We start from the raw sequence: 21644 nt of genomic DNA, 5'->3' as shown, positions 1-21644 counted from the left end.
AGGGACAACGCTAGCCCACGCGTCTCGAGCACTAACATCGGAATTCGGCAGCTGTGCCCCCTTCCCTTCCCCGTCCGTAGGAGATGCCCGTGCCCTCTACCTCTTCGCCCCTCCGCCCGCTGGGGCCGACGCTCGCGCTGGCCGGTTCGCCGAGCCGCCGCGCCGACGTCCTGGTGATCGGTCTGACGACCGGTTCCGACGGCCCCGAGGTGCTCGTCGGCGCCGGGGTGGACGAGGAGGTGCTCGCGGGACTGCTCGACGCGCTGACCGCCGTCGGTGCGACCGGTCGCGCCGAGGAGCTCACCCGCATCCCGGCACCCGCCGAGCTGCCGGTGGGCAGTGTGCTGGCCGTCGGTCTCGGCGCCGCGGACCGGATCGACGCCGAGCAGGTCCGCCGCTCCGCCGGGGCCGCGGCCCGCGCCCTGTCCGGGGTCGCCACCGCCACCACGACGCTGTCGTCGGTCGATCTGGGGGCGGCCGCCGAAGGCTTCTTCCTGGGCGCCTACCGCTTCGACGAGTTCCGTGCCAAGTCGGCGCCGGGTGACGGCGCACAGCCCCTCGGACGCGTCGAACTGCTCGTCGAGTCGCCGCGCACCAAGGGCCCCAAGGACGAGCTGGCCCGCTCGCTCGCGGTCGCCGAGTCCGTCGCCACCGCCCGCGAGTTCGTCAACATCCCGCCGAGCCACCTGTTCCCCGCCGAGTTCGCCGACCGCGCGAAAACACTCGGCACCGCGGTCGGCCTGACCGTGAAGGTCCTCGACGAGAAGGCGCTCGCCAAGGGCGGTTTCGGCGGCATCCTCGGCGTCGGGCAGGGCTCGTCGCGGCCGCCGCGGCTCGTCCAGATGACGTACAAGGCGACCAAGCGTCGCGGCGTCAAGAAGGTCGCGCTCGTCGGCAAGGGTGTCACGTTCGACACCGGCGGCATCTCCATCAAGCCGGCCGCCGGCATGGAGAACATGACCTCCGACATGGGCGGTGCGGCCGCCGTCGTCGCGACCGTCGTGCTCGCCGCGAAGCTGCGCCTGCCCGTCGACGTCACCGCGTGGGTGCCGATGGCCGAGAACATGCCGTCGGCGACCGCGCAGCGTCCCGGTGACGTCCTCACCCAGTACGGCGGCACCACCGTCGAGGTGATCAACACCGACGCCGAGGGCCGCCTGATCCTGGCCGACGCCATCGCCCGCGCCTGCGAGGACGCGCCTGACTACCTCATCGACACCGCCACCCTGACCGGCGCACAGATGGTCGCACTCGGCAACCGCACCCCCGGCGTCCTGGGCACCGACGACTTCCGGGACCGGGTCGCCGCCATCTCGCAGGCGGTCGGCGAGAACGGCTGGCCGATGCCGATGCCCACCGAACTGCGCACCGACCTCAACTCCCGGGTCGCCGACCTTGCCAACGTCACCCCGCACCGCTGGGGCGGCATGCTCGCGGCCGCGATCTTCCTCAAGGAATTCGTCGCCGACGGTGTCCAGTGGGCGCACCTCGACGTCGCCGGCCCCGCGTTCAACACCGGCGGCCCGTTCGGCTACACCGGCAAGGGTGGCACCGGCGTCCCGGTCCGCACCATGATCTCGGTGCTCGAGGACATCGCGGTCAACGGCTAGGTGCTGTGCGCCTTTTTGGTAGTAGCTGCTACCGAAAAGGCGCACAGGCCGTCAGGCCTCCCGGGCGCGTTTGCGTTCGATACGGCGGCGGTTGTCGTAGTCCCGCATCCGCTGCGGATACCCGGTCTTGTGCACGTCGTAGACCGGGATCCGCAGCTCCTCCCCGAGGCGGCGGGCACCGCGGTCCCCGCCGACCTTGCGCCGTGTCCACTCCCCGTCCGCGGCGACGAGGACGACGGTCATCTCGGTGACCGTCGTCTGCGGTTCGATGTAGGCCTCGACGCCGTGGTGTGTCCGCGTCCAGTCCGCGAGGTACCGGGCGTCGTCGGACGTGGCCGACGGCGTCTGCCCCCGGCCACGAGTGAATCGGTCGAACAACCCCACGCGAACTCTCCTCCCGGTGTGTCGCGGACCACTCCGCGGCATCCGTCCGATTTTGCCAGTCACCGTGTCCGGCGACACGGAAATCGGCGCGACGCGGCCCTCCCACGACACGCCCCGGGCATCAATGGAAGGATGGTCCGGGTGCGTCGCACGACGCGTCCGACGCGCAGCACACGACCCGTGTGATGCGTCTCGGATCCGTCGTACAACGCCGCCGGAACCATGCTTGCCGAGCACAATGGTTGCGACCACAAGTCGCTACAACTCAACAACCCGAACACAATCGTCGAGGAGTCGAAAGAAATGGCCTTCTCCGTCCAGATGCCAGCCCTGGGTGAATCCGTCACCGAGGGAACTGTCACGCGGTGGCTCAAGCAGGAAGGGGACACGGTCGCCGTCGACGAGCCGCTGCTCGAGGTCTCCACCGACAAGGTCGACACCGAGATTCCGTCTCCGGCCGCCGGCGTTCTGACGAAGATCGTCGCGCAGGAGGACGACGTCGTCGATATCGGCGGCGAACTGGCCGTGATCGGTGAGGCCGGTGAGGCTCCCGCGCCCGCCGCCGCCCCGGCTCCCGCTGCCGCCCCGGCACCCGCACCGGTCGTCGAGGCTGCCCCGGCTCCTGCCGCTGCCACCCCGGCTCCTGCTGCCGCGCCCGCCGCCGGTGCCGCGCCCGGCACCCCGGTGAAGATGCCCGAGCTCGGCGAATCCGTCACCGAGGGCACCGTCACCCGCTGGCTCAAGGCCGTCGGTGACGAGGTCGCCGTCGACGAGCCGCTGCTCGAGGTCTCCACCGACAAGGTCGACACCGAGATCCCGTCGCCCGTCGCCGGTGTGCTGCTCGAGATCAGCGCGCAGGAAGACGACGTCGTCGAGATCGGCGGCCAGTTGGCCGTCGTCGGCTCCGGTGCCCCGGCCGCCGCACCGGCTGCTCCGGCACCCGTCCCGGCTCCCGCTGCTCCCGCACCGGCTGCTCCCGCACCGGCTGCTCCCGCACCGGCTCCGGCTGCCCCGGCTCCCGCTCCGGCTGCTCCGGCACCGGCAGTTCCCGCTCCGGCTGCCGCACCGTCGGGTGACGCCACCCCGTACGTCACTCCGCTGGTCCGCAAGCTGGCCGCCGAGAACAACGTGAATCTGGCCGCGGTGACCGGCACCGGTGTCGGTGGTCGCATCCGCAAGCAGGACGTGCTCGCCGCCGCCGAGGCTGCGAAGGCTCCGGCCGCCCCGGCGGCTGCGGCTCCGGCTGCTGCCGCGGCCCCGGCCGCCCCGGCCGGTGTCCGCCCCGAGCTGGCCAACCTGCGTGGCACCACGCAGAAGGCCAACCGGATCCGCCAGATCACGGCGACCAAGACCCGTGAGTCCCTGCAGACCACGGCGCAGCTGACCCAGACCTTCGAGGTCGACGTCACCAAGATCGCGGCGCTGCGGGCTCAGGCCAAGGCCGACTTCGCCGACCGTGAGGGCGTCAACCTGACGTTCCTGCCGTTCTTCGCGAAGGCCGTCGTCGAGGCGCTCAAGGTTCACCCGAACGTGAACGCGTCCTACAACGAGGGCACCAAGGAGATCACGTACCACGCCGCCGAGCACCTGGGCATCGCGGTCGACACCGAGCAGGGTCTGCTCTCCCCGGTGATCCACAACGCCGGCGACCTGTCGCTGGCCGGCCTGGCCCGCGCCATCGCCGACATCGCCAAGCGTGCCCGATCCGGTGGCCTCAAGCCGGACGAGCTCGCCGGTGGCACGTTCACCATCACCAACATCGGCAGCCAGGGCGCCCTGTTCGACACCCCGATCCTGGTGCCGCCGCAGGCCGCGATGCTGGGCACCGGCGCGATCGTCAAGCGTCCGGTCGTCGTGCAGGACGAGAACGGCAACGAGTCCATCGGCGTCCGCTCGATGTGCTACCTGCCGCTGACCTACGACCACCGTCTGGTCGACGGTGCCGATGCGGGTCGCTTCCTGACCACGATCAAGCAGCGTCTCGAGGACGCCGCGTTCGAGGCCGACCTCGGCCTGTAAGGGTCCGTGTTCCCCACGCCGCGGGGCACCCTCTCCCACCGGAGAGGGTGCCCCGCGGCGTTTCCGGTATCGGGAGGAGTCGCATGCGGGTAGTCGTCGCCGGATCGTCCGGCCTGATCGGGTCCGCGCTGGTCGACGCGCTGCACATCCACGGCCACGACGTGGTCCGGTTGGTGCGGCGGCCCGTCGCCCGCCCGGACGAGGTCGCGTGGGATCCCGAACGCGGCGTCCTCGACGTCGGGGCCCTGCGCGGCGTCGACGCCGTCGTGAACCTGTGCGGCGCCGGGATCGCAGGCCGCCGCTGGTCCGGCGCCTACAAGCAGGCGCTGCGGGACAGCCGGATCACCCCGGCCGACGTCCTCGCCCGCGCGGTCGTCGATGCGCAGGTGCCGGTACTGGTCACCGCGTCCGGCATCAACTGGTACGGCGACACCGGCGACCGGGTCGTCGACGAACGGTCCGCGCCGGGTGACGGTTTCCTGGCCGGGCTGTGCCGGGACTGGGAGGCGGCGAGCGGCGGCGCGGCCGCCGCCGGGGTGCGGACGGTGTCGCTGCGCACCGCCCCGGTCCTGGCGCCGCACGCCGGTCTGCTCGGCCCGCTGCGCCGGATCTTCCGACTCGGACTCGGTGGCCGGCTCGGCAGCGGACGCCAGTACCTGTCGTGGATCTCACTGGCCGACGAGCTCGCCGCGATCGAGTTCGTGCTCGACCACGACGCCGTGTCGGGGCCGGTGAACCTGTGCGCCCCGGAACCGGTCACCAACACCCGCTTCACCGCGGCGATGGGCCGCGCGCTGCACCGTCCGACGCCGTGGCGGGTGCCGGGCGTCGTGGTGTCCGCGCTGATCGGCGAGTTCGCCGACGAGGCGGTGCTGTCCGGGCAGCGGGCCGTCCCGCGGGTGCTCACGTCCGCCGGATTCCCGTTCCGGCACACCACGATCGACGACGCCCTCCGGTACGCACTCGGCCGGTGACGGACCGTGCGGTCGGCGGGCGTAACGTCGTCCGCATGAGCAGTGCTACCGCGTCGGCCCGGTCCAGTTCCGATCCGATGTCCGTCGAGCGTCTCGGCCGGATCGACTACGTGGCCGCCTGGGATCACCAGCGTGAGCTGGCCACCCGCCGTGCCGACGGCGAGGGCCCCGACACGCTGCTGCTGCTCGAGCATCCCGCCGTCTACACGGCGGGCCGGCGCACCGCCCCCGAGGACCGTCCGGCCGACGGCACCCCGGTCATCGACGTCGACCGCGGCGGCAAGATCACCTGGCACGGTCCGGGACAGCTCGTCGGGTATCCGATCGTCGGCCTCGCCGAACCGGTCGACGTCGTCGACTACGTGCGACGCCTCGAGGAGGCCCTCATCGAGGTGTGCACCGACCTGGGTGTCACGTGCGGCCGCGTCGAGGGACGGTCCGGGGTGTGGCTGGCCGCTGCCGCCGCCGACGGCCGGTGGCTGCCCGAACGCAAGGTCGCCGCGATCGGCGTCCGGGTGCAACGCGGCGTCACGATGCACGGCTTCGCCCTGAACTGCAATGCCGCCCTCGACGGGTTCGACAACATCGTCCCTTGCGGCATCCGGGACGCCGGGGTGACGACCCTGTCGCGGGAGCTCGGCCGGGACGTCACCGTCGGCGAGGTCACCGACGCGGTCACCACCGCCGTCCTCGCTGCTCTCGACGGGACGCTGCCGGTGACGGTCCGCGACATCGAACGCACCGAAGTTACCGACGAGTTCGCCCGTCCGGCACCGGAGTTCACCACCGTCCGCTTCGGCTGAGGGATACCGGCCGGACCCGACGACGCGTTCGGTCAGGCGTACCATCGCACACGTGAGTGTCGTCCCAGAAGGTCGCAAGCTGCTCCGCATCGAGGCTCGAAACGCGGAAACTCCGATCGAACGCAAGCCCGCCTGGATCCGGACCCGCGCCAAGATGGGCCCCGAGTACACCGAGCTGAAGGGCCTGGTGAAGAGCGAGGGCCTGCACACGGTGTGCGAGGAGGCCGGTTGCCCCAACATCTACGAATGCTGGGAAGACCGCGAGGCCACCTTCCTCATCGGCGGCGACCAGTGCACCCGCCGCTGCGACTTCTGCCAGATCGACACCGGCAAACCCACCGCCCTCGACCGGGACGAACCGCGCCGGGTCGCCGAATCCGTCCGGTCGATGGGCCTGCGCTACTCCACCATCACCGGTGTCGCCCGCGACGACCTCCCCGACGAAGGCGCCTGGCTGTACGCCGAAACCGTCCGGCAGATCCACGAGTTGAACCCGACCACCGGCGTCGAGAACCTGATCCCCGACTTCCACGCGAAACCGGACCTGCTCGCCGAGGTGTTCGACGCCCGCCCCGAGGTCCTCGCCCACAACCTCGAGACCGTGCCCCGCATCTTCAAACGGATCCGGCCCGCGTTCCGCTACGAACGGTCCCTCGAGGTCATCACCGCCGCCCGCGACTTCGGACTCGTCACCAAGTCGAACCTCATCCTCGGCATGGGGGAAACCCCCGACGAGGTGCGTGAGGCGATGGTCGACCTGCACGACGCCGGCTGCGACATCCTCACCATCACCCAGTACCTGCGGCCGTCGCCGCGGCACCATCCCGTCGAACGCTGGGTCAAGCCGGAGGAGTTCGTCGAACACTCCCAGGCCGCCGAGGAGATCGGGTTCGCCGGTGTCATGGCCGGACCACTGGTCCGCTCCTCGTACCGGGCCGGCCGCCTGTACGCCCAGGCGATGGCCCACCACGGGCGCCCCCTCCCCGACGGGCAGGCACACCTCGCCGACGGTGGCAGCGCCGCACAGGAAGCCGGCTCGGTCCTCGAACGTCTCGCCGCCCGCGCCTGACCGGCAGCTCGTCCCTCACTGCAACAGAGGTTCGTCCCTCACCGTGAACGCGATCGGACGCGGTGAGGGACGTATCCTGTGAGGTATGGCGAACGGCAGTAAGTCCGGAAAAGCGGGCAAACCCAGCAAGGAAGCGAAGGCTGCAGCGAAAGCGGCCCGCAAGCAGGCATCCAAGGAACGACGCACCCAGCTCTGGCAGGCGTTCCAGATGCAGCGCAAGGAAGACAAGCTGCTGCTGCCGCTGATCATCGGCGCACTGGTGCTCAGCACCCTCGTGTTCTTCCTGATCGGCCTCATCTTCGGCATCCAGTGGTTCCTGCTGCCGATCGGCCTGCTCGTCGGCGTCATGCTCGGATTCATCATCTTCGGCAAGCGCGTCCAGAAGACCGTGTACGGCAAGGCCGAAGGGCAGGCCGGTGCCGCCGCGTGGGCCCTCGACAACATGCAGGGCGCGTGGCGCGTCAAGACCGCTGTCGCCGGAACCACCCAACTCGACGTCGTGCACCGCGTCGTCGGCCGCCCCGGCGTCATCCTCGTCGCCGAAGGCTCCCCGCAGCGCGTCAAGGGCCTCCTCGCGCAGGAGAAGAAGAAGACCGCGCGCCTCGTCGGCGACACCCCCATCTACGACTTCGTCGTCGGCAACGGCGACGGCCTGGTGCCGCTGTCCCAGCTCACCAAGCAGCTGAACAAGCTCCCCCGCAACATCGACACCAAGCGCATGGACTCCCTCGAGGCCCGCCTCGCCGCCCTCGGCAACCGGTCCGGCGCCGCGATGCCCAAGGGCCCCCTGCCCCCCGGCGCGAAGATGAAGGGCATGCAGCGCACGATTCGTCGCCGCTGACCCACTCCCCTGTATGGCCGAATGTCACATCGGTTCAGTTGGACTGAACCGATGTGACATTCGGCGTTTCAGCGGCTTTCAGCGGCTTTCAGGGGTCGGCGAAATCAGCGCACGCGGACGAGGGCGGTGCCGGTGGCACGGTCGTGCATGCCGCGGCCGTCGACGTCGGTGATGACGGCGGGGACGATGAACACCATGAGGGCTTGGCGGCCGAGGGCGCGGAGGATGCCGACCTTGGTGGGGGCGTCGACGCGGGCGACCTGCAGGCCCAGCATGTACTGGCCGGGGGTGAAGGAGAACAGGGTGACGCAGGCGACGCCGACGGCGAACCACAGCATCATCGTGTAGGTGCCGAGTCGGGGGTTCTCGAGGGGTGCGGGGCCGATGAGGAGCAGGACGACGCCGGCGGAGGTGAGCCAGTCGATCGCGAGGGCCGCGATGCGGCGGCCGGTGGTGGAGAGTGCTCCGGGGCCGTCGGCCGGCAGTCCGAGCAGTTCACCGCGGTGGGCCTGCGGTTCGGTCTGATCCTTCGGTAGTGCCGCGGAGGGTCCGGAGAGCCAGGAGCCGGTCATACGTGCCATGCCGTCCAGGATAGGCGGCGGCGGGCACGGGCCGCCCGGACCAGGCCGGATCGGTGCACTGCGTCACAGTCACGACCGTGGGTCCGGTCACATTCGCGTGGCATATGCCCACCGAACACCGACGCGTAACACTGGTGAAACATAACCTTGATTAGTGGGCAACACCGGCTCTCTACCGTCTTGCCTCGACGACACCGCCGTAACCCGACCGGCAGGTAACCGACTGAAGGAGCACACGTGGCTTTCTCCACGGCCGAAGAGGTCATCAAGTACATCGCCGACCAGGACATCGAGTACGTCGACATTCGCTTCAGTGACCTGCCCGGCGTCCAGCAGCACTTCTCGATCCCGGCGTCCGCGTTCAACCAGGACGTGTTCGAGGACGGGCTCGCGTTCGACGGTTCCTCGGTGCGCGGCTTCCAGTCGATCCACGAGTCGGACATGACGCTGCTGCCGGACGTCTCCACGGCGCGGATCGACCAGTTCCGCAAGGCGCGCACGCTGAACATGGACTTCTTCGTCCACGATCCGTTCACGCGGGAGGCGTACAGCCGAGATCCGCGCAACGTCGCCCGCAAGGCGGAGGAGTACCTGAAGTCGACGGGTATCGCGGACACCGCGTACTTCGGTGCCGAGGCCGAGTTCTACGTGTTCGATTCGGTCCGCTACGACTCGGCGATGAACGGCGCGTTCTACGAGCTCGATTCGGTGTCGGGTGCCTGGAACACCGGCAACGACCGCAACGCCGACGGCTCCCCGAACCTCGGTTACAAGGTGCGCGAGAAGGGCGGCTACTTCCCGGTCGCCCCGTACGACCACTACGTCGACCTGCGTGACGCGATCTCGACGAACCTGGCGAACGCGGGCTTCGAGCTCGAGCGCGGCCACCACGAGGTCGGCACCGGCGGCCAGCAGGAGATCAACTACAAGTTCAACACGCTGCTCGCGGCGGCGGACGACCTGCAGCTGTTCAAGTACATCGTGAAGAACACGTGCTGGCAGTTCGGCAAGTCGGCCACCTTCATGCCGAAGCCGCTGTTCGGCGACAACGGTTCGGGCATGCACGTGCACCAGTCGCTGTGGAAGGACGGCAAGCCGCTGTTCCACGACGAGTCCGGCTACGCGGGCCTGTCGGATCTGGCCCGCTGGTACATCGGCGGCATCCTGCACCACGCGCCGTCGCTGCTGGCGTTCACGAACCCGACGATCAACTCGTACCACCGTCTGGTGCCGGGCTACGAGGCCCCCATCAACCTGGTGTACAGCCAGCGCAACCGGTCGGCGGCGGTCCGTATCCCGATCACGGGCAACAACCCGAAGGCCAAGCGCATCGAGTTCCGCGCCCCCGACTCGTCGGGCAACCCGTACCTGAACTTCGCGGCGCAGATGATGGCCGGCCTGGACGGCATCAAGAACAAGATCGAGCCGATGGCCCCGGTCGACAAGGACCTGTACGAGCTGCCCCCGGAGGAGGCCCTCGGCATCCCGCAGGCGCCGACCAGCCTGTCCGCGGTCATCGACCGTCTCGAGCAGGATCACGACTACCTCACCGAGGGTGGCGTGTTCACGTCCGACCTGATCGAGACCTGGATCTCACTCAAGCGGGAGCAGGAGATCGCACCGGTCAACCTGCGTCCGCACCCGTACGAGTTCAACCTGTACTACGACTGCTGAGTCTCGTAACCCGCTGACCTGCTGCGTTACGTGACGCTTCCCGCATCCGTCCGCAGTTCGTCCGCAGCACTCCCCGAGTCGGCCCGCTCCGCGATCACTGAACCGATCGCAGAGCGGGTCGACTCGTCTGCGTCGGGCATCGGGATGCTGCTCTGCAACTCCGAGGCGGCCCGCGAACGCCCTGGTCTCGGTTCGGAATGCTGTAGTCACCGCCGCCCATACGGCAAGCGTTGGCCGCGAAACGACACCCGTTCTGCAGTTCTATTTTATCCAGATGCAGCTCTAGATAAAATAAGCCCGTTAGGTGATATAGCTACATGATGTAGAGACCAGGAGAGACTGGATGGCGTACAGGACGTTGAAGTCGATCTTCCACCAACGAGATCGTGCCGGCGCCGACGCCGAGGAACGAGCGCGACGAGAGTCTCCCGCCGCTGTCCACTGGGACCTACCGATCGGCGAACACTCGATGTTCGCGCTGATGACACCCGAAATCGCAGCTCTGATCGAACGGATCATGAGCTTCGAGCCGAAGATTCAGGCCCAGTGGAACCGACTGCCAGACCGCGCGTGCAGCCACTACCTGTATCACATGGTGATCGACGAGATCCAGGCAACGAACGAGATCGAACAGGTCCGCTCGACCCGGAAGGAGATCAGCGAGGCCATCGAGATGGTGCGGTCGGAACAGCCTCTCTCGCGCAAGCGGTTCGCGGAGATGGCGAGACTCTACCTCGCCATCGGCAACAACCAGGCCGAAAGTCCGCAGACGCTCGACGACATCCGGGCCGCCTACGACGCGGTAACTCGGGGCGAGATTCCTGTGGAGGACTCCCCCGACGGGAAGAGGTTCCGGCGAGGATCCGTGTCGATCACATCAGGGACCAAGATCGTGCACACCGGCGTGGTGCCCGAATCAGCGATCGACGACGCGCTGACACTCATGCTGAGCCAGGGACGCGACGACTCGATCCCTCGGTTGATCAGAGCAGTGGTCGCGCACTTCGTCTTCGAGTACACGCACCCGTTCTACGACGGCAACGGCCGAACCGGGCGCTACCTTCTCGCACTGGATCTCAAACAGGTGCTGGCTCCGTATGCGAGTCTGGCGTTGTCGGCGACCGTCGCCGACAACAAGGATCGCTACTACAAGGCGTTCTCCGACGCGGAGAATCCGTTGAACCGCGGAGATCTGACGCCCTATCTGATCGTCATGCTGGAGATCATCGCCGAGGCGCAACATCGCCTGCTGCTCGACCTCTCCGAACGCCGGCAGACGATCGAGACGATCGAGGAGCGTATCCGCGTTCTGGTGGAGGACAAGGAGTTTCCGCTGAGCGTGGGACTCGATCGCGAGTCGGCGCCGCCGGTTGACAGCAACGACATCGGCGCAGTCCTGTTCACCCTGGGTCAGGCCCACTGCTTCGATGCGAACCGCGCCGTCAAGTTGAACACCCTGGCCGAGACGGTGGGTCGGTCCAGCCAGTTCGTCCGCCCGCGGCTTCGGCGCCTGGACGACGCCGGAATCATCGAGACGGTCACGAAGAAACCGCTGCGCTTCCGGCTCACGGCGCGGGGCGTATCGCTCCTCGAACTGGATAGAGAGTGATTCTCTCCAGGTAACGGATGGGCAGCACACGGGAGGGTCCCCTGAGGGTGCGGGTGTCGATCGTTCGTGTCACGGCAGTACCACGATCCGTCCCGTCACTGTTCCCGATTCCAGGGCCCGGTGTGCGGCGGCGGCGTCCGCCAGTCGGTAGGTGGCGCCGATCCGGGCGCTGATCCGTCCTGCGGCGAGTATCCGGGACACGCCGGTGGCCGCGTCGGCGAGATCGGCGACGGACGCGTTGCTGATCGCGAAGCCGCGCAGGCTCACGTCGCGGGTGTACATGTCGCCGACGGGCAGGGCCGGGTGCGTGCCGGAGCCGAGTCCGGCGGAGACGACGACCCGGCCGCCGCGGCGCATCAGCGGCAGGCTCGCCACGAAATCCTGGTGGCCGCTGTTGTCCCACCACACGTCGACGCCGCCGGGGGCCGCGTCGCGGATGCGGTCGTGCAGGTCGTCGTGGTGGTAGTCGAGGACGACGTCGGCGCCGCACGACCGGCACCAGGCGTCGTCGGACGGCGAGCAGGTCGCGATCACGCGGGCGCCCGCCACGGTCGCCAGCTGCACGGCGGCACTGCCCACCCCGCCGCCCGCGCCCCCGACGACGACGGTCTCCGCCGGCCGGACAGCCGCTTCCCGGACGAGTCCGAGCCAGGCGGTGGCCCCGGTGTGGGCGATCGCGACGACATCGGTGTCGGCGACACCGTCCGGCACCGGGTACACCCGATCCGCGGCGACGACCGCGTACTCGGCGAACGCACCCTGCCGTCCGTCGTGGCCGAGACTGTTGGCCCACACCCGGTCCCCCACCGTCACGGCGTCGACGACCGGGCCGACCGCGGCGACGGTGCCGACGAGGTCACGGCCGAGGACGAACGGGAACGGGGTGCGGGTGCGGTAGGTGCCCGCGCGGACGAACAGGTCGACGCGGTCGACGGCGGACGCGGTCGTGCGGACCAGGACGTCGGTGGGTCCGGGCCGTGGCACCGGCAGGTCCCCGATCTCGATGGCGCCGCCCGTCTCCCGGACGAACGCGGCCCGCATGGTCTCGGGAAACGACATCACCGTCTCCTCTCTGTATGCCCTCCGAGTGTGGCCCGGACGCGGAAGAGCCCGCCACTCGGGGAGAGTGACGGGCTCGGGAAGGACGGGGACGGTCAGTAGCGGCTGGCTCCGGCGAACGGCATGGAGTCGACCGGCGAGATCTTCACGACGTCGCCCTCGGTCGGGGCGTGGGCGACGCTGCCGCCACCGATGTAGACGCCGACGTGCTCGGCGCCGTAGAAGGCGACGACGTCACCGGGCTGCAGGTTGCCCTTGGCGACCGGGGTGCCGCCGCCGACCTGCGCCTGGCTGGTGCGCGGGACGTTGACGCCGGCCTGCTTGTAGGCCCACTGGACCAGGCCGGAGCAGTCGAACGAGCTGGGGCCGGTGGCGCCCCACACGTAGGGCGAGCCGACCTTGGACTGGGCGGCGTTGGCGACAGCCTGCCCGTGTGATGCGACCTGGGTGGGTGCGATGTCGACGCTGCCGAACGAGAACGGCTGTGCCATCGCGGGGGTGGCGGGGATCATGAGGGCGCCGACGGTGACGGCTCCGAACAGCAGTCCGCGGGTGGTGCGGGTCAGGCGGGTCGTCTTCTGCGTGCGGTGGTTGGCCATTCGAGGTCCTCCAGGGGGTGTTGCTGGTGGTCCGACATCGTGTGCTATCGGTGTTCGGGCACCACCCAGAGTTCCGTTGTTATCGATTGGAAACATCCGTAGAACTACCCGCCCGGGTACGTGAACCCGGATGCACGTATACGGGGACGGTCGGACCCCGTACCACCACACGACCTCACGAAACACACCCCCATCTGCATCGATGCATGTGTTGACAGCATTCAGCACGACCACCCGGTTCGTGATGCCCGACACCCCACCCCCGGACACACCGAACAGTCAAGTCACGATCACACAGGCGAAATCGGGTGCGTCGGCGACCTGGGTCACAGCCCTGCAACGGTGATTGCAGGGCTGTGACGCGGCGGGTGTGCCGGAATCAGGACACCGATCCCCCGAGCGAACCGAGCGAACCGAACCCGCCGGACGCCGGCAGGCACCGGTAGGTGGCGAGGACCGCCTTGTGGTCGGTGGGCCACGGCGTCGGGGAGGCAACGAAGTTGTCCCGGCTCGTCTCCGCGACCCGTTCGCTGCGCACGATGGTCTCCCGCGGTCCGACGATCCCCGCGGACTGCAGCCGCAACCGGGTGCCGGGTCCGGCGAACACGTAGTCGATGCGGTCGCGTTCGTCTGCGTCGGGCGCCCACGTCAGGTCCGAGACGGCGACGTTCGGGTTGTCCGACGGCCACGTGAAGCCCGGATGTGTCACGGCGCTCGGGTACGTCGCCCGGTAGGCGTCGACGAAACCGGCCGCCTCGAGCAGTCGGGTGGACTGCCACGGCACCACGACCCCGTGGTGGTCGTACAGGTCGCGGGTGTCGGCGGCCCAGTCCAGGTGGGAGGGCTCGTTGAAGTCGCCGCCCATGAGCACCTGCCGGCCCTTCTGCTGTTCGGCGGCGGCGTCCGCGAGGAACGCCTCGATCACGGCGGGGCGGCCCGAGGCCGCGTTGACGCGCAGCACCGTGTCGGCGTCGGTGACCGGCCCGCCGGGCAGCTTGTTCCAGCCGAACTCGGAGAACTCCCCGCTCGGGTGGCCGCCACCGTAGCCGCGCGGTAGGTACGTCGCGTACCACCGGTACTCGAGGTGCGCGGCGTACACCGCGATCTCGAGGTCGTCGACGGTCACGACGGCCTTGACCATGTAGTCGAGCTTCCCGGTCTCGACGATCGGGAAGGCCGACAGGATGCCGGTGTCCGACGACGTCGCCGCCTCGAAGTGCAGCCCCTGCGCGGCCAGCCGGGTCGCGAGTTCGGCCGTGGTGTCGCCGGCCTCCGACAGCAGCACGATCGAGGCGCGCGTCGACCGGATCAGGTCGACGATCCGGTCGGCCCCGTTCGTGATCTTCGCGCCGCCGTGCCACGTGTTCAGCGAGAGCACCCGGATCTCCGGTCCGGGCCGGGCTCCGGCCGGTGCCGCCGTCGCGAGCGCCCCCACCCCGACCGCGGCCGTGCCCGCGGTCAGAATCTTCAACGCCTGTCGCCGCGTCAGTCCGTTCGTCACAATCGTTCTCCTTCGTTACCACCCTGCACGGCAGATGGCACCAGGAAGAACTGAACGAATCGCCAATTCGAGGCAAAGCGCACACAAACGTATCCGGTCGTATCCGTGTGTCACCAGTGGCATAATCGGGGGGTTCGACGACAGACCTGACAGACCTGACAGAGGGGACACGATGACGCACGAGGACGACGTGACGGATCCGGGCATACTGCTGCCCTCCGGCGCCTCCGGCCGCTCCGATCAGACGTCCAAGCAGTACCTGCGCCTGCGCGCCGACATCCTCGACGGCATCTTCCCCCGCGGGGCCGCCCTGCACGAAACCCAGCTCAGCGAAACGTACGGAGCGTCACGCACCCCGATCCGGGAAGCACTCAACTGGCTCTCCCACGACGGCCTGCTCGAGCGCGCCGCACGCGGATTCCGGGTCCGCTCCGGCAGCGCCGAGGACGTCATCGAGATCTATGCCGCCCGTGTCGCCCTCGAGGCGGAGGCCGCCGGGTCGGCCGCGCTCCGGCACACCGAACTCGACATGGCCCGCCTCGAACGCCTCCACGACTCGTGCTGCCACACCGACGACGACAGCACCGCCCAGGTCGACAACTTCCGTTTCCACGAGGCCCTGTGGCAGGCCGCCCACAACACCACCATCATGACGCTGCTGGTGCGCCTGACCACGCAGTTGCGCATCTACGACAGCGGTCCGCCGTCCAACTACGGCGAACCCGAACTGCTCAACACCGAACACGAACAGATCCTCGCCGCGATCCGTGCCCGGGACGAGAAGGCCGCCCGCGAGCACATGCGCGGCCATCTCGAGCGCAGCCGCGAACAGCGGATCCGGCTGTTCGCGGGCAGCTGAGCGTCACTCGCCGCCGAACACCCGCTGCACGACGGCCTTCGCACGGCGGGTGACGCGCAGGTAGTTGTCGAGGAACTCGTTCGCGTCGCCGCCGGGCCAGCCGGCGACCTGCGCGACCGCGGCCAGTAGTTTGCCGGGTCCGGGCAGCTGGTCGCTGGGCTTGCCCCGGACCAGGACGAGCGCGTTGCGGGCCTGGGTGGCGGTGAGCCACGCGTCCCGCAGCAGTTCGACGTCGGTCTCGCCGAGCAGTTCCGCGGCCCCGATCGCGTCGAGTGTCTCGAGGGTCGACGTGTTGTGCAGCGACGGGACCTCGTGGGCGTGCCGGAGTTGGATGAGCTGGACGGTCCATTCGACGTCGGCGAGACCGCCGCGGCCCAGTTTGGTGTGGGTGGACGGGTCCGCGCCGCGCGGCAGCCGCTCCGAGTCGACGCGCGCCTTGATCCGCCGGATCTCCCGGACGGCCTGCTCGGACACTCCCCCTGCCGGATAGCGGGTCGCGTCGATCATGTGCAGGAACCGCAGCCCCAGGTCGGTGTCGCCGGCGACGGTGTGCGCCCGCAGCAACGCCTGTACCTCCCACGCCTGCGCCCACTGCGCGTAGTACGCCTCGTACGACGCCAGGGTCCGCACCAGCGGGCCGCTGCGCCCCTCGGGCCGCAGTCCGATGTCCACCTCGAGCGGCGGATCGGTGCTCGGCGCACCGAGCAGGGAGCGCACCCGGTCACCGATCGTGTTGGCCCACTTGACGGCCCGGGTCTCGTCGGCGCCCTCACGCGGTTCGCACACGAACAGCACGTCGGCGTCGGACCCGTAGCCGAGTTCACCGCCACCGAGCCGTCCCATGCCGATCACCGCGAACGTCGCGGGCGCGGGCTCACCGGAGTCGACCTCGCTCGCCCGGACCACCGCGGCCAGGGACGCACCCAGTACCGCCCCCCACACCGACGACAACGCCCGGCACACCTGCGGGACGTCGAGCATGCCGAGGACGTCGGCGCTCGCGACGCGCGCGAGTTCGTAGCGGCGCAGCGAGCGGGCCGCACCGACCGCACGCACCGGGTCGACGTAGCGGGCCGACGACGACAGGATGCCGCGCGCGACGTCCTCGGGTTGCGGCTCGAGCAGCCGCGGCCCGGACGGCCCGTCCGCGAAGAGCCGGATCACGTCGGGCGCCTTGACCAACAGGTCCGGGATGTACGCCGACGAGCCGAGGACCGTCATGAGCCGCTGGGCCACGGACGCCTCGTCGCGCAGCAGCCGCAGGAACCAGGTGGCGTCGACGAGGGCGTCGGACAGGCGCCGGTATGCGAGCAGGCCCGCGTCGGGATCCGGTGTGTCGCCGAGCCATTCGAGCAGTGTCGGCAGCAGCAGCGCCTGGATCCGGCCCTTGCGGGACGCACCGGCGGTCAGTGCCGTGAGATGCCCGAGCGCATTCTGCGGCGCCGAGTAGCCGAGGGCCGCGAGCTGCCGGACCGCGGCGTCCGGGCTCAGCCGCAGCGCGTCCTTGTCGATGCGGGCGACGGATTCGAGCAGCGGCCGGTAGAACAGTTTGGCGTGCAGCCGGCGCACCCGGTGCGCGTTGCGTCTGATCTCCGCGTTCAGCACCCCGAGCGCGTCGTTGCGGCCGTCGGGGCGCATGTGGGCGGCGCGGGCGAGCCAGCGCAGCGCCTCCTCGTCGTCGGCGGGCGGCAGCGTGTGGGTGCGTTTGAGTTTCTGCAACTGCAGCCGATGTTCGAGCAGTCGCAGGAACTCGTACGACGCCGTCAGGTTCGCGGCGTCGTCGCGTCCGATGTAGCCGCCCGCGGTGAGCGCGGCCAACGCGTCGAGAGTGCTCGCGACCCGCAGCGACGTGTCGGCCCGCCCGTGCACCAATTGCAGGAGCTGGACGGCGAATTCGACGTCACGCAGGCTGCCGCGACCGAGTTTGAGTTCCCGCTCCCGCAGTGCGGGGGGCACCGAGTTCTCGACGCGGCGGCGCATCGCCTGCACCTCGGGCACGAAGTCGTCGCGCTCGGACGCCACCCACACCATCGGGGCGACGGCCTCGGTGTACTGCCGGCCGAGGTCGAGATCGCCGGTCATCGGGCGGGCCTTGAGCAGCGCCTGGAACTCCCACGTCTTGGCCCACCGCTTGTAGTACGCGATGTGCGAGTCGAGAGTGCGGACCAGTTCGCCGCGTTTACCTTCCGGGCGCAGGGCGGCGTCGACGTCGAAGAACGCCGTCGAGCCGATACGCATCATCTCGCCGGCAATGCGGCTCGAGACCGCATCCGACGGTTCGGCGACGAACACCACGTCGACATCGCTGACGTAGTTCAGTTCCCGCGCACCGCATTTGCCCATCGCGATGACCGCGATCCGGGCCGGGCACGGGCCATCCGGGCACACCGTCGCGACGGCCACCGCCAACGCTGCGGTGAGGGCGGCATCCGCCATGTCGGACAGATGTTGCCCGACGGTCTCGTACGGGACGGCGGGCTCGTTCTCGACGGTGGCGGCGAGGTCCGCGGCGGCCAGCACCATCATCTGATCCCGGTAGCACGTGCGCAGTGCCGCAACGGCATCCGGCCCGGTGACCGCGGCCCGGTACAGCAGCTCCGACGCGTGCGGCCCCGTCTCGGGGACCGCGTCGACGCACCCGAGCATCGTCGCCGTCATCTCCGCCCGCGTGGGCAGGCGCATGTCCCCGGCCAACAGCCGCCACGACTCCGGCTCCGCCACCAGATGGTCGCCGAACGCGGTGGACGCGCCGATCAGCCCGAACAGCCTGCCGCGCAAGCCCGTGTCGGTGCGCAGTGCGGCGTCGAGGTCACCCCACGACCCCCCCGCCGCCTCCTGCAACCGGACGAGCGTCCGCAACGCGAGGTCCGGGTTCGCGGCCCGCGACAACGCCCACAACAGTTCGACACCGTCGAGGTTCGACCAGCCCAGCACCCCGAGTTCGGCGGGGGCGGTGGGTTCGATCAGGCCGAGCCGTCCCGCACCGGGGACGGCCGAACGCGCGTGCGGCGGCCTCACAGTCCGAGGTAGGCCTTCAACTCGAACGGCGTGACCTGGTTGCGGTACTCCTCCCACTCACGCCGCTTGTTGCGGAGGAAGAAGTCGAAGACGTGCTCGCCGAGCGCCTCGGCGACCAGTTCGGACTGCTCCATCTCACGCAGGGCCTCCGCGAGGCTGCCCGGCAGCGGCCGGTACCCCATCGCCCGGCGTTCGGCGTCGGTGAGCGACCACACGTCGTCCTCCGCCTCCGGCGGCAGTTCGTAACCCTTCTCGATGCCCCGCAGACCGGCCGCGAGCAGCACCGCGAACGTCAGGTACGGGTTGCACGCCGAATCGGGGCTGCGGATCTCGACGCGACGCGACGACGCCTTGTTCGGCGTGTACATCGGCAACCGGATCAGCGCCGACCGGTTGGCCGCACCCCACGTCGCCGCGGTCGGCGCCTCGCCGCCGTGGATGAGCCGCTTGTACGAGTTCACCCACTGGTTGGTGACCGCACTGATCTCGTTGGCGTGCTCGAGGATTCCGGCGATGAACGCCTTGCCGGTCGCCGACAACTGCATCGGGTCGTCCGGGTTGTGGAACGCGTTGGTGTCGCCCTCGAACAGGCTCATGTGGGTGTGCATCGCCGATCCGGCGTGCTCACCGAACGGTTTCGGCATGAACGACGCGCGCACCCCCTCCCGCAGCGCGACCTCCTTGACGACGTACCGGAACGTCATCACGTTGTCGGCCATCGACAGTGCGTCCGCGTACCGCAGGTCGATCTCCTGCTGGCCGGGTGCCGTCTCGTGGTGGCTGAACTCCACCGAGATCCCCATCGACTCGAGCGCGTCGATCGCGTGCCGCCGGAAATTGGGGGCACTGTCGTGCACCGCCTGGTCGAAGTAGCCGCCGTTGTCGGCCGGGATCGGCGGGGTCCCGTCGAGCGGACCGTTCTCGAGCAGGAAGAACTCGATCTCCGGGTGCACGTAGCACGAGAAACCCAGATCGCCGGCCTTACCCAGTTGGCGGCGCAGCACGTGCCGCGGATCGGCCCACGACGGGGTGCCGTCGGGCATCGCGACATCGCAGAACATGCGCGCCGAGTGCTGCGCGCCGTCGTTGTGCGCCCACGGCAGCACCTGGAACGTCGACGCGTCCGGCTTGGCGACGGTGTCGGCCTCCGACACCCGTGAGAAGCCCTCGATCGCGGACCCGTCGAAACCGATGCCCTCCTCGAACGCGCCCTCGAGTTCGGCGGGCGCGATCGCCACCGATTTGAGGTAGCCGAGGACGTCGGTGAACCACAATCGGACGAACCGAATATCGCGCTCTTCGAGGGTGCGAAGCACGAATTCCTTTTGGCGATCCATACGCGCGAGCGTAGGCATGCCGCGTTACATCCGTGTTACTTCGTGAAATTCGTCTCGGCCGATCCCGGTCAACACGTCAGGTCGGGCGCGGGCACGGTCAGGTCGACGAAGTACGCGGCCACCGGGTCGTCGACGCACGGCCGACCGTCGAACGTCGCGGTGTGCTGCGCACCACGGAACGTGACGAGCGATCCCCCGAGTTGCTTCGCCAGATCGACACCGGCCTGATACGGCGTCGCCGGATCCTGCGTCGTCGAGACGACGACGATCGGCGGCAGCCCCTCCACCGAAACTGCGTGCGGGGCACCGGTGTTCGGGACCGGCCAGAACGCGCACACGTCCAGTGGGGCGTTGCCGGTACCGCGGCCGTCGTCGAGGAACGGGGCCGCCTGCCGGTACCGGGTGTCGGCCTCCCCCGCCACCGCACGGTCCGTGACCGGCGGGTCGTCGACACAGCGGACCGCGTTGAACGCGTCCTCGAGGTTCGTGTAGCTGCCGTCGCCGAGACGGCCCTCGTACAGGTCCGCGAGCAGCAGCAGCGTGTCGCCGCGGCCCGCCGCCACCTGATTCAGCCCGCCGCGCAACGACCCCCACAGGTTCGGCGAGTACAGCGCCTGCTGCACCCCGGTGATCGCGTCGCCGTAACTCAGGCCCCGCGGATCCGTCGTCGCCGCCGGACGCTCGATCAGCGGATCGACCAGGGCCCGGAACCGGGCGTTCGCGCCGGCCGGGTCGGTGCCCAGCGGGCAGTCGGCGGCCCGCGCACACTCGGCGGCGAACTCGTCGAACGCGGCCTGGAACCCGGCACCCTGCGCCACCACCTCCTCGACCGGATCCTGCTCCGGGTCGAGAGCACCGTCGAGCACCATCGCCCGCACGTTCCGCGGGAAGGTCTCCGCGTACTCGGTGCCGATCCGGGTGCCGTACGACAGACCCAGATAGTTGAGCTTCGCGTCGCCGAGCACCGACCGGATCACATCCAGGTCCCGCACCACCTCCCGCGTCCCCACGTGCGCGAGCAGCGGCAACCCGGACCGCTCCGCACACAACGCCGCGTACGCCCGGTTACGGTCCTCACTGCGGGCGATCCCCGCCGGACTCGTGTCGACGTCCGGTTCCGCGCGGCGGGCGTCGGTCTCCTGCGGCGTCAGGCAGCGCACCTGCGGCGTCGACGCCCCCACCCCGCGCGGATCGAAGCCGATCACGTCGAACCGCTCCGCGACGTCCGTGCCGTCCGCGATCGACGCGAGCGCCAACCCCGACGCGCCCGGCCCGCCCGGATTGACGAGCAGCGACCCGATCCGCGCACCCGTCGCCGTCGCCGTCGACCGAGAGAGCGCCAACTCGACGGTGTCGCCGCCCGGGTTCGCGTAGTCCAGGGGAACCGTCACCTGCGCGCACTCGAGTGCCCGGCCGAGTTCCTCGCCGTCGGTCGCGAAGTCGTCGCACGACCCCCACCCGATCTGCTGCGTGTAGAACTCCTCGAGCCCGGCCGGAATCTCCCCGGCCCCCGCCGCCGGCTGCGCCGCCACCGGCGTCCCGGCCACGTCCGGCGCGGTTCCCGAGCCGCACCCGGCCGCCAGCACGACCACCGCCCCGATCGCCGAGGCCAGGACTGTGCGCGGTCGTGTCGACATGCCCTCGATCGTGCCACGCACCGGACCGGGCACCGGTGGGAGCGATCCGGGAAGGATCTGCCCCGGAATG

The 21644-nt window shown here is 69.7% G+C and carries 17 protein-coding genes; 9 read left to right on the top strand and 8 right to left on the bottom strand.

Annotated features, from left to right (window positions below; translation table 11 throughout):
* Positions 1 to 83 precede the first annotated feature (83 nt).
* The gene (locus E0497_RS05450) at positions 84 to 1610 is read left to right on the top strand and encodes a leucyl aminopeptidase (RefSeq protein WP_137723763.1); all 1527 of its coding nucleotides are present in this window, start codon (positions 84 to 86) and stop codon (positions 1608 to 1610) included.
* Positions 1611 to 1661: 51 nt separating this feature from the next.
* Here the strand turns inward: E0497_RS05450 and E0497_RS05445 are convergent, their stop codons facing one another.
* Entirely contained in the window at positions 1662 to 1994 is a 333-nt protein-coding gene (locus tag E0497_RS05445) for an oxidoreductase (RefSeq protein WP_137723762.1), read from the bottom strand.
* A gap of 303 nt (positions 1995 to 2297) precedes the next feature.
* Here E0497_RS05445 and sucB point away from each other — a divergent pair, with 303 nt between their 5' ends.
* From sucB to E0497_RS05420, 5 genes are all read left to right on the top strand, one after another.
* Positions 2298 to 4013 (top strand): 2-oxoglutarate dehydrogenase, E2 component, dihydrolipoamide succinyltransferase, encoded by a 1716-nt coding sequence (gene sucB / locus E0497_RS05440; RefSeq protein WP_137723761.1) that lies wholly within the window; start codon positions 2298 to 2300, stop codon positions 4011 to 4013.
* A gap of 83 nt (positions 4014 to 4096) precedes the next feature.
* Entirely contained in the window at positions 4097 to 4987 is an 891-nt protein-coding gene (locus E0497_RS05435) for a TIGR01777 family oxidoreductase (protein WP_137723760.1), read from the top strand.
* 35 nt (positions 4988 to 5022) lie between these two features.
* Positions 5023 to 5790, top strand: coding sequence for a lipoyl(octanoyl) transferase LipB (gene lipB / locus E0497_RS05430; RefSeq protein ID WP_137723759.1), 768 nt, complete (start codon positions 5023 to 5025; stop codon positions 5788 to 5790).
* Positions 5791 to 5842: 52 nt separating this feature from the next.
* Positions 5843 to 6859: a lipoyl synthase gene (gene lipA / locus E0497_RS05425; protein ID WP_137723758.1), complete on the top strand. Its 1017-nt coding sequence runs from the start codon at positions 5843 to 5845 to the stop codon at positions 6857 to 6859.
* A gap of 85 nt (positions 6860 to 6944) precedes the next feature.
* Entirely contained in the window at positions 6945 to 7700 is a 756-nt protein-coding gene (locus E0497_RS05420) for a DUF4191 domain-containing protein (RefSeq protein WP_137723757.1), read from the top strand.
* A 104-nt stretch (positions 7701 to 7804) separates the two neighbouring features.
* Here E0497_RS05420 and E0497_RS05415 read toward each other — a convergent pair whose 3' ends face one another.
* Positions 7805 to 8281, bottom strand: coding sequence for an RDD family protein (locus tag E0497_RS05415; RefSeq protein WP_137723756.1), 477 nt, complete (start codon positions 8279 to 8281; stop codon positions 7805 to 7807).
* A 237-nt stretch (positions 8282 to 8518) separates the two neighbouring features.
* Here E0497_RS05415 and glnA point away from each other — a divergent pair, with 237 nt between their 5' ends.
* Both glnA and E0497_RS05405 read left to right on the top strand, forming a co-directional pair.
* On the top strand, positions 8519 to 9955 hold the full coding sequence (gene glnA, locus E0497_RS05410) for a type I glutamate--ammonia ligase (protein ID WP_137723755.1): 1437 nt from the start codon (positions 8519 to 8521) through the stop codon (positions 9953 to 9955).
* A gap of 358 nt (positions 9956 to 10313) precedes the next feature.
* Positions 10314 to 11564, top strand: a complete 1251-nt coding sequence (locus E0497_RS05405) for a Fic family protein (RefSeq protein WP_241665720.1) — start codon at positions 10314 to 10316, stop codon at positions 11562 to 11564.
* A 69-nt stretch (positions 11565 to 11633) separates the two neighbouring features.
* Here E0497_RS05405 and E0497_RS05400 read toward each other — a convergent pair whose 3' ends face one another.
* The 3 genes from E0497_RS05400 to E0497_RS05390 form a co-directional block, all read right to left on the bottom strand.
* Positions 11634 to 12623 carry an NADPH:quinone reductase gene (locus tag E0497_RS05400; protein ID WP_241665719.1) on the bottom strand — a complete coding sequence of 330 codons (990 nt, stop codon included), beginning with the start codon at positions 12621 to 12623 and terminating at the stop codon, positions 11634 to 11636.
* Between the two features lie 95 nt (positions 12624 to 12718).
* A complete protein-coding gene (locus E0497_RS05395) occupies positions 12719 to 13222 on the bottom strand; it encodes a C40 family peptidase (RefSeq protein ID WP_137723753.1) in 504 nt (167 codons plus the stop codon).
* 379 nt (positions 13223 to 13601) lie between these two features.
* Positions 13602 to 14723, bottom strand: coding sequence for an endonuclease/exonuclease/phosphatase family protein (locus tag E0497_RS05390; protein ID WP_137723752.1), 1122 nt, complete (start codon positions 14721 to 14723; stop codon positions 13602 to 13604).
* 172 nt (positions 14724 to 14895) lie between these two features.
* Here E0497_RS05390 and E0497_RS05385 point away from each other — a divergent pair, with 172 nt between their 5' ends.
* Entirely contained in the window at positions 14896 to 15582 is a 687-nt protein-coding gene (locus E0497_RS05385; protein WP_137723751.1) for a GntR family transcriptional regulator, read from the top strand.
* 3 nt (positions 15583 to 15585) lie between these two features.
* On the opposite strand, the gene E0497_RS05380 is transcribed toward E0497_RS05385, so the two are convergent.
* The 3 genes from E0497_RS05380 to E0497_RS05370 form a co-directional block, all read right to left on the bottom strand.
* Positions 15586 to 18600 (bottom strand): bifunctional [glutamine synthetase] adenylyltransferase/[glutamine synthetase]-adenylyl-L-tyrosine phosphorylase, encoded by a 3015-nt coding sequence (locus tag E0497_RS05380; protein WP_137723750.1) that lies wholly within the window; start codon positions 18598 to 18600, stop codon positions 15586 to 15588.
* A complete protein-coding gene (locus E0497_RS05375) occupies positions 18597 to 19937 on the bottom strand; it encodes a glutamine synthetase family protein (RefSeq protein WP_137723749.1) in 1341 nt (446 codons plus the stop codon). Before E0497_RS05375 ends, E0497_RS05380 begins: the two co-directional genes overlap by 4 nt.
* A gap of 68 nt (positions 19938 to 20005) precedes the next feature.
* Positions 20006 to 21574, bottom strand: coding sequence for an alpha/beta hydrolase (locus E0497_RS05370; RefSeq protein WP_137723748.1), 1569 nt, complete (start codon positions 21572 to 21574; stop codon positions 20006 to 20008).
* Positions 21575 to 21644: the final 70 nt, after the last annotated feature.

The sequence above is a fragment of the Prescottella subtropica genome (assembly GCF_005434945.1).
In the GTDB taxonomy this organism is placed as follows: Bacteria; Actinomycetota; Actinomycetes; order Mycobacteriales; family Mycobacteriaceae; genus Prescottella; species Prescottella subtropica.
Note: the sequence above shows the minus strand (reverse complement) of the source record. Positions and strands in the feature narration are given on the sequence as shown.